The organism is Leifsonia sp. ALI-44-B (assembly GCF_001984125.1).
Taxonomy (GTDB): Bacteria; Actinomycetota; Actinomycetes; order Actinomycetales; family Microbacteriaceae; genus Okibacterium.
In genome coordinates, this window is sequence record NZ_MTQL01000007.1 from 243980 (window position 1) to 257170 (window position 13191).

Annotated in this window: 11 protein-coding genes; 6 read left to right on the forward strand and 5 right to left on the reverse strand. The window is 67.4% G+C overall.

Annotated features, from left to right (window positions below; genetic code table 11):
* Window positions 1-12: 12 nt before the first annotated feature.
* From ALI44B_RS08145 to ALI44B_RS08155, 3 genes are all read right to left on the reverse strand, one after another.
* A complete protein-coding gene (locus tag ALI44B_RS08145) occupies window positions 13-1458 on the reverse strand; it encodes a DHA2 family efflux MFS transporter permease subunit (protein ID WP_496507434.1) in 1446 nt (481 codons plus the stop codon).
* Window positions 1459-1538: 80 nt separating this feature from the next.
* A complete protein-coding gene (locus ALI44B_RS08150; RefSeq protein WP_077054241.1) occupies window positions 1539-2546 on the reverse strand; it encodes a LacI family DNA-binding transcriptional regulator in 1008 nt (335 codons plus the stop codon).
* Between the two features lie 23 nt (window positions 2547-2569).
* Window positions 2570-3232, reverse strand: a complete 663-nt coding sequence (locus ALI44B_RS08155) for an HAD family hydrolase (protein ID WP_077054242.1) — start codon at window positions 3230-3232, stop codon at window positions 2570-2572.
* A 249-nt stretch (window positions 3233-3481) separates the two neighbouring features.
* On the opposite strand from ALI44B_RS08155, the gene ALI44B_RS08160 reads away from it, so the two are divergent.
* The 5 genes from ALI44B_RS08160 (at window position 3482) to ALI44B_RS08180 (ending at window position 8007) form a co-directional block, all read left to right on the forward strand.
* Complete coding sequence (locus tag ALI44B_RS08160) at window positions 3482-4777, forward strand: ABC transporter substrate-binding protein (protein WP_077054243.1); 1296 nt, start codon at window positions 3482-3484, stop codon at window positions 4775-4777.
* 79 nt (window positions 4778-4856) lie between these two features.
* Window positions 4857-5471, forward strand: a complete 615-nt coding sequence (locus ALI44B_RS08165; protein ID WP_077054244.1) for a 2'-5' RNA ligase family protein — start codon at window positions 4857-4859, stop codon at window positions 5469-5471.
* Complete coding sequence (locus ALI44B_RS08170; protein ID WP_077054245.1) at window positions 5468-6394, forward strand: carbohydrate ABC transporter permease; 927 nt, start codon at window positions 5468-5470, stop codon at window positions 6392-6394. The genes ALI44B_RS08165 and ALI44B_RS08170 overlap by 4 nt, the downstream gene beginning before the upstream one ends.
* Complete coding sequence (locus ALI44B_RS08175) at window positions 6391-7317, forward strand: carbohydrate ABC transporter permease (RefSeq protein ID WP_077054246.1); 927 nt, start codon at window positions 6391-6393, stop codon at window positions 7315-7317. The genes ALI44B_RS08170 and ALI44B_RS08175 overlap by 4 nt, the downstream gene beginning before the upstream one ends.
* Window positions 7318-7386: 69 nt before the next feature.
* Window positions 7387-8007, forward strand: coding sequence for a hypothetical protein (locus ALI44B_RS08180; RefSeq protein ID WP_077054247.1), 621 nt, complete (start codon window positions 7387-7389; stop codon window positions 8005-8007).
* Window positions 8008-8020: 13 nt separating this feature from the next.
* On the opposite strand, the gene ALI44B_RS08185 is transcribed toward ALI44B_RS08180, so the two are convergent.
* Together ALI44B_RS08185 and ALI44B_RS08190 are read right to left on the reverse strand one after the other, a co-directional pair.
* A complete protein-coding gene (locus ALI44B_RS08185; RefSeq protein ID WP_077054248.1) occupies window positions 8021-12097 on the reverse strand; it encodes a proline dehydrogenase family protein in 4077 nt (1358 codons plus the stop codon).
* 114 nt (window positions 12098-12211) lie between these two features.
* A complete protein-coding gene (locus ALI44B_RS08190; RefSeq protein WP_077054249.1) occupies window positions 12212-12580 on the reverse strand; it encodes a hypothetical protein in 369 nt (122 codons plus the stop codon).
* 151 nt (window positions 12581-12731) lie between these two features.
* Between ALI44B_RS08190 and ALI44B_RS08195 the strand changes: the two genes are divergently transcribed.
* Window positions 12732-13181, forward strand: coding sequence for a hypothetical protein (locus ALI44B_RS08195; protein ID WP_077054250.1), 450 nt, complete (start codon window positions 12732-12734; stop codon window positions 13179-13181).
* The last annotated feature ends 10 nt before the right edge of the window (window positions 13182-13191 follow it).

The window sequence follows — 13191 nt, forward strand, 5'->3', positions numbered from 1 at the left end:
CCCGTCGGCGGCTTAGCCGATCGGCGCCGCACCGTTATCTGCGGGGCTCCCATCCGTGGCCGCGGCGCGGGGGTTGCGGATGCCGAACCACGACACCAGCCCGCCCAGCACCAGCATGGCCGCCGTGGCGATCATGGCCCGGTGCAGGCCGTCGAGGTCGAGACTCTCACCGATGATGAGTGACGCGCACGCGATGGTGATGAGGCCGGCGATGCGCGACACGGCGTTGTTGACGGCCGAACCGATGCCCGCCTGCGAGTCGGCGATGGCCCCGAGGATGGCGCTCGTCAGCGGCGCAACGGTGGCCGAGAGCCCCAGGCCGAAGAGGAGCAGGCCCGGCAAGATCTGCGTCCAATAGTTGAGTTCGGGCGACACGCCGATCAGCAGCAGGAAGCCGACGCCCGCGACGATGGGTCCGACGGTCATGAAGAGGCGCGGCCCGAAGCGGCCCGACAGGGCGCCGAAACGGCTCGACAGGAACAGCATGACGAGCGTCGGCGGCATGAGCGCGAGGCCCGTGAGGAACGCCGAAACACCCGCCACCTGCTGCAGGTAGATGGCGACGATGAAGAACCCGAACGACAGCGCGCCATAAATGAACAGCGTGGCGATGTTGCCGGCCGAGAAGTTGCGCGAGCCGAAGAGGCCGAGGGGCATCATGGGGGCCGGCGCTCGACGCTCCCACGCGATGAACGCCGCCAGACACGCGAGGCCCAGCACGAGGGGCAGCCAGACCACGGGGCTCGACCATCCCAAGCGGCCCTGCTCGATGAGGGCGAAGACCGGTCCCGCCAGGCCCAGCGCGCCCAAGACAGCACCCACCCAGTCGATGCGGGCCGGATGCTCGGGCCGACCCTGGCCGCGCAGGCGGTGCAGCAGCACGAGCGTGAACGCGATGGGCAGAACGTTGATGGCGAAGATGAGGCGCCACGAGACGGTGTCGATGAGGAACCCGCCGAGCAGCGGGCCGATGATCATGGCCGTTCCGGTCCACGCCGTCCAGCTGCCGATGGCCTTCGCCTGCGGCACACCGTGGAAGGTCGAGATGATGAGCGCGAGCGAACTCGGCACGAGCAGAGCCCCGGCGGCGCCCTGGGCGGCACGCGCACCGATCAGGATCTCGGCGGTCGGGGCGATCGCGCAGAGCACCGATGTGACGCCGAACCCCACGAGCCCGACGCTCATCACGCGCACGCGCCCGAAAACATCCGACAACGACCCCGCCAAGAGGATGAGGGCGCCCAGGGTGAGGAGGTAGGCGTCGACCACCCACTGCTGAGTGGCCAGGCCACCACCCAGGTCACGATCGATGGAGGGCAGCGCCACGTTGACGATCGAGCCGTCGAGGAACGCCACAAAAGACGCGAGAATCGCGATGATGAGCACGCGCCGCTCACGCGTCATGCCGCCGGAAGACGCCCCCGCCGCGTTGGCACCCGCCGCCCCCGTCGCAGACATCACAGCGATCGACTCTCGGATGCCGGGGCGCGTTCTTCACTCATCTGCCCAGTATCCCCCGGGCCGCCGGAATGCGCTCGCTAGAGCGGGGGACGCGCAGTTCGCCCGGGCACGACCTCGCCCCGAAGTGCCACGAACCGGTCGTGGCCCGATCGCCCCTCGAGCTGGTCGATCAACAGGTCGATGGCCGTGCGACCGATCTCCTCCTGCGGCGTCTTGAACGTGGTGAGGCCGATGTAGGGGGACGCGAGCGGGCCGTATCCGTCATATCCCGTGACCGAGTACCGTTCGAGCGCGTCCCCTCCCCGCAAACGGATGACATCGAGCACGTCGAGCGCCGCGGCATCCGTGGGGCACATCACCGCGGTGACCCCCGAGTCGCCGAGCAGCGATGCGACGGCCGCCGCCGATTCGAGATCCGTCGGGGACTCGACGACCACGGCCTCAGCACCGGCCGCGGTGATGCTGTCGATCATCGCCGCGCCGCGCGTCTTGTACCGCAACGAGTAATTCTCGTCGACCTGCACGACCGCGATGCGACGGTGGCCGAGGCCGAGCAGGTGATCGGCGAGCGCGTGCCCCCCGTCGGCATCGTCGCACGCGACACTGCTCAACCCGGGCGCCTCTTCCCATCGCCCCGCGACGACGATGGGCGTGCGCTCGAGGAATGGCGCGAACTGGTCCGTCGGCAACCGCGCGGGCGCGATCACCAGCCCGTCTACCTGGAGGGAGATGAGGTTCTTGATCTCCCGGAGCGCGTCTTCGACCTCGAATTCTCCCGCGTTGGTGGTTGCGACGATGCGGTAATCGCGTTTCTCGGCCTGCGCCTGCATGCCCGCTTGGAGGAAGGCGTAATAGGGCTTCTTCACGTCGCGCAGGACGACGCCGATCGTCCGGGTCTGCGACCGGACGAGGCTTCGTGCCATCGCGTTGGCGACGTAGCCCAATCGCGCGGCGGCGTCTTCGATGCGCGCGCGCTTCTCGGCGCTCACGTCTCCCTGCCCGAGCAGCGCGCGGGACACGGCGGACTTCGACACTCCGGCCTCGACCGCGATATCGACTATCGTCGGTGTCCTCGATCGCACCATTCCGCGGCCCCTCGTCGCACTCATTACCCGTCAGAACTATAAGACAGAACCGTGCCGTCGTGCCCGGTCGTTACCGCGAGGCCCTCCAAGTAGGAGCGCAGCGAGATGGCCCCGGTGTAGACATGCCCCGTGATTCCGAGTTCAGCGGCCCCGGCGATGTTGTCCCGCCGGTTGTCGATGAAGACGACGTCGGACGGGGCGACATCCAAACCCGCGAGGAGGGCCCGGAAGATCTTGGCGTCGGGTTTCAGCACGCCGAGTTCGCCGCTCGTGAACACCTGGTCAAAGAATTCGCCGAGCAATCCATTGCGAAAATACGAGGAGAAGTCGAGGCCGGCGTTCGAGAGAAGGGCCATCCTCGTTCCGCCGCGCTGTAAGTCGATGAGCACGTCAAGGGTGTCGGGGTCGATGGCGAGCCAGCTGCGAAAGTCCGCCAACCAGAGTCGATGCAGCTCGACGGTGTCCCACGACAGGCCCAGGTCCGTCGCGATCAACTGCCAATACTCGCGCACCGAAACCGTGGCTTGGTCGATCTTGTCGCGGTGCCGCCAGTACGCCGCCCAAAACGACTCGGTCTCGGCGCCGGCCAACTCGACGAGCGCGGCCTTGTCCGCCGCAGCGGGGTCGATCGAGATGACCTCTCCGTAATCGAAGACGATGACTTTGCCGGGAATCGCGAGTGGCATGAGGCCCCTTTCGGGCAGAGAACGCGAGGAAGAATAACCGGGAACGCTCCCGTTTTGCCTGACACTATCCGCCCGACCTGCCACGTGGCAACTGCACTGTCTGGCCATCTGTTCGCAATGATTTGTTCATCTTTTCGATCATTGTTGCGCGCACAGGGCGTCTGCTAGCGTCGCAAATGACCGGGAACGTGCCCGGTTATCTTCGCGGAGGCCACTTTGTCGCTGCCGCCACATCTCTAGGAGAACTTCATGGTTGGAACGCGCTGGCGTCGTAGCGCATCGACGCTCGTGGCCGTCACGGCGGCCGTCGCCGTCTTGGCCGGCTGCAGTACCGGCACCGCAGAACCCGCGCCGAGCGGCAACCCCGACAACGGCACACAGCTCACGATGTGGGCTCGCAACACCAGCAACAACATCGCGCAGACGATCGTCGATCAGTACAACGCCACCCACGAGAACCAGATCGACCTCACGATCATCCCGAACGAGTCGATCCAGCAGAAGGTGGGGGCGGCCGCTGCTTCGGGCGGGCTTCCCGACATCCTCGCCTCTGACGTCGTCTACGCTCCCAACTACCTCAAACAGGGGCTCTTCGCCGACATGACCGACAAGGTCACATCGCTCCCCTTCTACGACGACCTCGGAAAAGCGCACATCGACGCGGCGACGCTCGACGACAAGATCTATGGCGCCCCGTTCATCGTCGACAGCTCGATCATCCTGTACAACAAGTCGCTTTTCGCGCAGGCCGGCCTCGACCCCGAGTCTCCGCCCCAGAACTACGCCGAGATCCTCGAAGACTCCCGAGCCATTCGCCAGAACATCGGCGGCGATGTGTACGGCTTCTACTTCGGCGGAAACTGCCCCGGCTGCAACGCGTACACGATGTTCGGAAACCTCGCCGCCGCGGGTGAACAACCCTTCACCGACGACGGTGCCACCGCGAACATCGACACCCCCGCCCTCAAGGAGACACTCGACCTCTATAAGCAGCTCTGGGACGAAGGGCTGGTTGCGCCCAGCGCGCAGACCGAAGACGGCGTGAACTGGAACACCCTCTTCAACGAGGGCAAGATCGGAATCCTCCCGCGCGGCACCGGCAACTTCGCCAACCTGAAGGACGCCACGTTCGACTGGGGCGTCGCCCCGCTGCCCGCCCCGGATGGCTCGGGCACGTCGGCCTTCATCGGAGGAGACATCGCGAGCATCACGGCCACGTCGAAGCATCCGGATGAGGCGTGGAACTTCATCGAGTGGTCCCTCGGCGACGAGAACCAGGTCGACGTCGTCGCCAAGAACGGCAGCCTCCCCTCGCGCATCGACCTGGCCGAGAACGAGTACAGCGCCGCCGATCCTCGCCTCGTGACGGCGATCAAGGGCTCCGAGACGGGTTACACCCCGTCGACGACGGTCTACGGAAACGCGATCAACAACGCCAACGGCCCCTGGTTGAAGATGATCCGCGACTACATCTTCGAGAACGATGCCTCCGCACTCGAGGACGGACAGAAGGCCATCCAAGACGAGATCGACGAGGCCCAGTAGGTCGATGGTGGGCCGCCAGGCGTCTCTGGCGGCCCACCTCCCCCTCATCCATCCGACTTACTACCACGCGGAGCCAGTAATGGACGACATCAGATACGGGATCTTCCTCCGACCAGACCCCGCAACATGCTGGGCCGTCACCCGAGTGACGCTCGCCCTGCGTCAGCAATTCGGCATCGTCGCGGCCAGCGCATTTGTGCCGCACGCCACACTGATCGGCAACCTCAAAGTGACGATTCCTGAGAACGACCTGGTCGCCGCCCTCGGGCCCGCCTTTCGCGACACCCCTCCCTTTCCCGTCTACAACGCCGGTGTCCGCACGGCGGGCCATTCGGTCCGCTTCGACATCAATCTCGACGAGCGGGGGCGACGCCCGAACACCCGTCTGCACGATCTCGCCGGGGCGATCCGACAGATCGTCGCTCCCCTGCACGTGAACCACGAGGATGTTCTCGCACCGAACGTCGAGGACTACCGGTTCGGCGCGCATCTCACGCTCGCGGGGTTCGACCTCGACGTCGAACCGCGGCTCCTGGGCGAGGTCGCGGAATTCACGCGCGGCCTGCCGCTGACCCCGCCCGCTTCCTTCGTCGCACGCTGGTTCTCCCTCTTCGAGTTCCGCGCCGATTGGTCCGGGCCCTGGTGGCACGACATGCGATCTCGCCACGTCACGTCCTGGGAGCTGACCACATGACCGCCTCGCCCGACCCCGCCATCCTGCCGCGTCGACGCCCCACCGGGTCGACGCGGCAGGGGTTCCGATTCGCCGGCCAGCTCTTCGTCGCCCCGCTCGCGATCATCGTGATCGTGCTCTTCCTCGTGCCGCTCGGCATCTTGTTCTTCATGGCGACACAGGACTGGCCCCTGCTGGGGAAGCCCACGCCGAGCGGGCTCGACAACTTCACGGCCATCGCGGACAACCAGCTGTTTCTCGGCGCGATCTCGTTCACACTCATCTACACGGCCCTGACGACCATCCTGATCTTCGGCGTCTCGTTCGTCCTGGTCGCGATCTCGAACACCGAGCGTCGGGGTGCGAAGTTCTACCGCACCGCGTTCTTCTTGCCGTATGTGGTGGGCACGGCATCCGCGGCACTGATCTGGCTTGCGGCCGTCAACGACTCGAACGGGATCGCCAACGCGGTTCTGCAGGCGGTCGGCCTGACCGACGGACCTTTCGGTTTTCTCGACACCGGAGAAAAAGCCCTTCTGACGACGCTCACCCTCGTGGTGTGGAAGTTCATCGGTTTTCAAGTGATCGTGCTCTTGGTGGGTTTGCAGTCCGTGCCGGTGGAGTTGTACGAGGCAGCCCGCATGGATGGCGCCCGCACGTGGCAGCGCCTGCGCTACATCACTTTGCCGTTCCTGCGCCCGACCCTCGGCCTGCTCTTCATCCTGTCGATCACGGGTTCCCTCCTCGCGTTCGACCAGTTCCAGGTACTGACGAAGGGAGGCCCCGACCGCTCGACGATCACGCTCGTGATGGCGATCTATGACACCGCGTTCCGAGAGTTCAGCCTCGGCAAGGCCGCCGCCCTGTCCGTCGTGCTGTTGCTCGCGCTCGTGCTGCTCAACGGGTTCCAGATGTTCGTCCTGCGACGCAAGGAAGATTCATGACAACCACCGCCACGCCCGGCACCGTCAGCCGCGATCGCCAGCGCGCCGCGCCCGCGCCCGAACCCGCACCGCGCCGCCGCCGGCGCCCGCGCAAGATCGTCCAGGGAACGGCTTATCACCTGTTCAGCAGTGTGCTCGCCATCGTCTTCCTCCTGCCCATCGTCTGGGTCACGCTCAACTCCTTCAAGAGCAGCGGCGAGGCGAATCAGAGCCCTCCCACGTGGTTTCCCCAGACGTGGTCGCTCGACAACTATCTCAAGCTCTCGGACTTCGGCAGCGGCATCGGCATCTACCTGTGGAACAGCCTGAGCCTGTCCGTGCTCGTCGTCGTCGGCACGGTGATCGTCACGGTTCTGGCCGGCTACGGGTTCGCGCGCTACACATTCCGCGGCAAGGGCCTGCTCTTCGGCTCGACGCTCCTGGTGCTGATGGTGCCATACGCGACCATCCTGATCCCACTCTTCATGGTCATGAGCTGGCTCGGCCTCGCGAACACCACGATCGGCCTCGCGCTCGTCCAGATCATGTTCCACCTGCCGTTCAGCACCTTCCTCATGCGCAACAGTTTCGACAGCATCCCGAGGGAGATCGAGGAGGCCGCACTCGTCGACGGATGCGGAACGTTCAGCTCGTTCCGGCACATCTCGCTGCCACTGGTGGTGCCCGGCATCGTGACGGTGGCGCTCTTCGGCTTCATCGCGTCCTGGAACGAATTCCTCGCGCCCCTGATCTTTCTCAGTGGCGAGAATTCCTACACGCTTCCCGTCATGCTCGTGAACCTCAGCAGCGGTCAATACGGCGAGGTCGACTACGGGGCACTGCAGGCGGGCATCGTCGTCACGATCGTTCCCGTACTCGTCCTCTACCTCTTCTTGCAGCGCTATTACGTGTCGGGGCTCGTCAACGGCGCCCTGCGGGGTTAGGGGCCCCGCCGCCGTGCCCCCAGCAATCGTCGTCTCCCTCGTTCATCCGATCTATGTGAAGGAACTCTCATGACCGACATCCGATATGGCATTTTTCTCCGACCGGACCCGGAGACCTGCTGGGCGATCACGCAGATCACCCTCGCGCTGCGGCAGCAGTACGGTTTCGTCGCCGCCGCTGCCTTCGCCCCGCATGCAACGCTCATCGGCAATATGCAGTCGGGCGTCTCCGAGGAGGAGCTCGTCGCGACTCTCGACCCGCTGTTCTCGGCCGTTCGACCGCTCCCCGTCTACAACAGCGGCGTCCAGCGCACACCCAAGGGCACGTACGAATACAACATCGACCTGGATGCTGCGGGCCAACAGCCCAATCGCGCACTTCGGGCCGTCGCGGCCTCGGTGAAGGATGCCGTGCTGCCGCTGCACGTGCGGCACGACGACTACTTGGCACCCAACGTGCAGGACTACTACTTTGCGGGCCACCTGGGCCTGGCGAGCTTCGAGCTGGCTGTCGACAACCGTTTGAGCGACGAGGTCGGCGAATTCATCGCCGGCCTGCCGATCACCGCGCCGACGTCCTTCGTGGCCCGTTGGTACACGCTCTTCGAGTTCCGCGCCGACTGGTCGGGGCACTGGTGGAACGACATGCCCTGGCGCCACGTGACGTCTTGGGAAGCGACCGACGAGTGACCACGCAGCGCCGTTAGAGCACGTCCTCCGACCACGTGTCGGGGTTGCCGAAACGGTGCGCCGTGATGGTGATCGACTGCTCGCGCAGGAACGGCAGGAGTTCGACGCGTCCCGCCGCCGTGACGGCACCCGAGTAGACCGCGAGGTCGGGGTCGCCATCGACGATCACGGCGAGCGCCCGGTGCAGGGCGGTTCGTTCGGGTTCGGTGCCGACGATGCGCACGCGCGGGGGGCGCGTGACGGCCGGTTCGCCGGTGACGATCAGCGGGGATGCGGCGGGAGCGGCCTCCGTGTCGGCATCCGTCCGAGCGGCGTCTGTCGTCGCGACGGCGGGGGCGCCGGGAGCGGGGTCGGGATCGGGATCGGCAGTCGCGCCGGCCTCTGTTTCACCGACCTCGGCCGCCTCGGCCGCCTCGGTCCCGGCCTGGAACTCGCTGGGACGCGTCGCGGAGTCGTCGTCGTCGAGCGGGATGTCGATGGGCGAGGGCTTGTCGGGTTCGGGGGTCACCTCGGCGACAACGGCAGCCGCGGCACGAACAGCGGCGGCGTTTTCGCCGGCATCCGAATCTGCCCCAGCGGCAGCGCTCGCGCCCGCTCCGGGCTCGGCAGCCGGCGCAAACCGCGCGAGCCACTCCGCATCCGTCTCGACCGCCACCTGCACGCCGATCTCGCCGAGCACGCGTCGCACCGACGTGGGGATGCCGAGCGCCAGGCTCAGCGTGAACGCACTGCGCGAACGCATGGCCGCGATGACGACGCGCAGCACGTCGCCCAGCTCGGCGTCGCGCGTCGACCGGATGGACACCGGGACGGGGCGATAACGCAGCAGGTTGCGCTCGATACCGAGGCCCGAGACATCCGTGGTCTCGCCGAAATCGGTGCCCCAGACGATGGCGTCGGACAAAGCCGACCGCCGCAACACGTCGAAGGCGCGGTAGTCGAGGGCCGGCTGGGCCGCCTCGATGAGCTGCACGATCTTGGGGTCGAGCCCGCGCAGATGCAACGTGGTCGACGCCGAACCGCTGTCGGGCTGCCACGAACCGAGCGCCGCGAGATAGTTGGGGCCACCCGCCTTGGCTCCGGCGCCCACGGCAGAACGCTTCCAGCCGCCGAACGGTTGGCGCTGCACGATGGCGCCCGTGATGCCGCGGTTGACGTAGAGGTTGCCCGCTTCGACGGTGGCCGCCCACACGCGCAGGTCTTCGGGGTCTTGCGTGAAGAGGCCCGACGTCAGCCCGTAGTCGACGTCGTTGACGAGCGCGATGGCGTCGTCGAGGTTTTTGGCGGTCATGATGCCGAGCGACGGCCCGAAGAACTCGGTGCGGTGGAAACGCGAACCCGCGGCCACGCCCGTGCGCACGCCGGGCGACCACAGCACACCGGTCTCGTCGAGCTGTTTGGGCTTGACGAGCCACTGCTCGCCCGCATCCAGCTCGGTCAGCGCCCAGAGTAGCTTCTCGGATGGCTGCTCGATGAACGGCCCCATCTGCGACGCCGGGTCGCTCGGGTATCCGACGCGCAGGCTCGACACGGCGTCGATGAGCTGCCGACGGAATCGCTCGCTCTTGGCGACCGAACCCACCAGGATCACGAGCGAGGCGGCCGAGCATTTCTGCCCCGCGTGCCCGAAGGCGCTCTTGACGATATCGGCCACAGCCAGGTCGAAGTCGGCGCTCGGCGTGACCACGATGGCGTTCTTGCCGCTCGTCTCGGCGAGCAACGGCAGGTCGGGCCGCCAGGAGCGGAACAGCGCCGCCGTCTGCCAGGCACCGGTGAGGATGACTCGGTCAACGGCCTCGTGGGCGATCAAACGCTGCCCGAGCTCGGCCTCGTCGACGTCGGCCAGCACGAGCAGGTCGCGCGGAATGCCGGCCTCCCACAGCGCCTCGCACAGCACGGCCGCCGTGCGACGGGCCTGCGGCGCGGGCTTCAGAATGACACCGGCACCGACGGCGAGCGACGCCAGCACCGAACCGGTCGGGATGGCGACCGGGAAGTTCCACGGTGGCGCGACGACGATGAGCCGCGGCGACACGAACCGCGCCCCGCGCACGGCGTCGAGCTCACGCGCCCGCGCGGCGTAGTAGTGCGCGAAGTCGATGGCCTCCGACACCTCGGGGTCGGCCTCGCCGATGGTCTTACCCGTTTCGGACGCCATCACCTCGAGCAGACGGTCGCGGTTGGCGGCGAGGGCGAGCCCCGCACGGTCGAGGATGGCGGCGCGCACGGCGGCGGGACGCGCACCCCAGGTGGCCCCGGCATCCCGAGCCTTCTCGACCAGGTCTTCGAGGTGGAAGGCGTCGAGCACCCGCGCGGCCTCGATGGTGTCGCTGCCGATGGTGCTGTCGGGCACGCGGGCCAGCAGGCGCGCGGCCCACTCGCGGTTGGCGGGCAGCGACGGGTCGGTGTCGAGCGCGTTGACGAAACCGGGGGCGCCCAACTCGGTCTTGGGCAGGCGGATCTCGGTGTCGGTCGTGTAGACGCGCACGGTGTCGAAGGGCGACTCGGTTTGGTGCCGTTTCGAGAGGCCGAGGACCTGCTCGGTCATGCCGAGTTCGACCGGCTGATCGCCCGCGGGTTCGCGATACAGGGCGGTCGACGACGCCTTGCCGGGCGCCGGGGCAGCCTCGAGGGTCCACTCGGTCTCGCGGTTCTGGCGGCGGCGCGGCTCGGGCGTGAGCGACACGGTGGCCGCGTCATCCCCGTTCGCGTCGGCTTCGGCCACGGCGGCCAACTGCGCCACGGATGCCTCGAACCGCGACTTCTCGCGCTCGAACAACGTCGCATCGGTGCCCAGCTCGAACACGGCCGACAGGAAGTTCTCGTTCGAGGCGTTTTCTTCGAGCCGCCGGATCAGGTAGGAGATGGCGACGTCGAACTCTTTGGGGTCGACGACGGGCGTGTAGAGCAGCAGTTGCCCGACATCGCGCGCCACGGCCTGCGCCTGGCCGGTCGCCATGCCCAGCAGCATCTCGACGTCGACGCGGTCCTGCACCTTGCGCTTCTTGGCGAGCAGATGCGCCCAGGCGATGTCGAAGAGGTTGTGGCCGGCGATGCCGAGCTTCACGGCGGCCGTGCGCTCGCGTGTGAGCGACCAGTCGAGGATGCGCTTGTAGTTGGCGTCGGTGTCCTGTTTGCGGTCGAAGGTGGCGAGCGGCCAGCCGTGCACGGTGGCGTCGACGTGTTCCATGGCGAGGTTGGCGCCCTTGACGAGACGCACCTTGATGGGCGCACCGCCCTCGGCGACCCGGGCGGCCGCCCAGTCCTGCAGCCGCTGCATGGCCGCGAAGGCATCGGGCAGATAGGCCTGCAGCACGATGCCGGCCTCGAGGGCCTTCAGCTGCGGCTGGTCGAGGAGGCGCTGGAACACGGCGATCGTTAGGTCGAGATCGCGGTACTCCTCCATGTCGAGGTTGATGAACTTGGGGCCGTCGGGTCCTCCCGCGAGGGCCAGTTCGTAGAGCGGCGTCAGGCGCTCGACCACGCGCTCGACGGCGTCATCGAAGGCCCACATCGAGAGCTGAGCGGCGATCGCCGACACCTTGATCGAGACGTAGTCGACGTCGTCGCGTGCCAGCAGGGTGCGCGTGCCCTCGAGGCGCCGGTCGGCCTCGTGGTCGCCCAGAACGGCCTCGCCCAGCAGGTTCAGGTTGAGCCGCGAGCCGTCGCCGCGCAGCCGGGCGATGGCGGGGCCGAGCTTCGCGGGGGTGGCATCGACCACGAGGTGGCCGACCATCTGGCGCAGCATCTTGCGCGCGAGCGGGATGACGACGGGTGGGATGACGGGGCCCAGTGTTCCGCCGGCCGCGATCATGGCGCGCAGGGGCACGGGCAGGAACCCGGGCGCGAGCTTCGCCACGCGCTGCAGGTTGTAGCCCGCCACGAACAAATCCTCAGGCCGCATGACGCCGTCGACGAAGCCCACCGCGAAGGCGAGCCCGTTGGGGTCTTTCAGCACACCGGCCAGGCGTTCGGCCGCGGGATCGGCCGGGGCGTCGGCGGATTCGTCGAGCCACCGGCGTGCGAGGACGATCGCTTCGGCGGTGAGTTGATCGGCACTCGAATCGGTGCCCGGCGAGGTCTGCGGCATAGTGCAGAGACTACGCCGAGAGCGCCTCACCATCGGGGCGGCACGCCCCGGAATGTCGGGCCTGTCGGCAGGTTTTCGGTTGAGCCGCGACGTGCACCCGAAAGTCGGGCGCCGCTAGAACACGTACAGCTGCCCGAGCACCACCAGAACGATCACGAGCACGGCCACGGCACCCGCCAGGACCGCCAGCGATCGGCCGTGCAGCTTGGCCACCCCGAAACCGACGACGAACGGCAGCGCCGCGAACAGCAGCGTAAGCAGCCACCAGAACGCCGAGAACCCGCCGCGCGAGGCGTCGGCCAGTTCGCCGCCGAAGAGCCTCTGGCTGAAGGGGTGCGTGGCGAACGCAAACGACGCCGAGAGGGGCAGCGCGATGAGCACACCCGTCACGACACCCGCCAGCAGACCCCACATCCCCTCTTTCCCGGTATAGACGTCGAGCGTCTCGGCGTCGCGCGGACTCTGTCGGCTCTTGGTGCTCATGCGGCGAGCATACTGGGATGCCTTCGCCACCCGCCACGGTTATTTCATCGCCGCTCGCAACCCCTCGACGCCGGTTGACGCCTGCCACTAGCGTTATGGCCAGACGGCTCCGGTGCCCCGACCGCGTCCGTCGGAAGAAGGCTGAAAAGGTATGCAGATTTTTCGTCGGTTCTCACGCCGAAAAGACCCGCGCCGAAACGCTGCTGCACGGCGTGTCGAATCCACGACGCCCACCGAAAACCCCGGCGAGCAGGTCGACGAGGACGTCGATCCCCGCACCGCCGCGCTCTCGCCGGACGTGCCGCCCGCGGATACCCCGCATGCCCTCATCCGCTCGGGTCTGGATGCCGAGGAGGCGCCCCGGGACCCCGCGCTGCGCGGTACCGCGACCGTCGCCCGCCTGACGCCGTCCGGGCCCGACCTCGACGGCGCGCGCGTCTACGACCTGCTGCTCAGCGTCGAACTGCCCGACCGCGAGCCCTATCAATTCCTGCACCGCCAGCTCATCGCCGACGCCTCCCTCGGCTCGTGGAAACCCGGTTCGCAACTGTCGGTGCGCGTGCTGGCCGACAACCCCAACGACCTCATCGTGGTCGGCTGAGAGCGGCCGG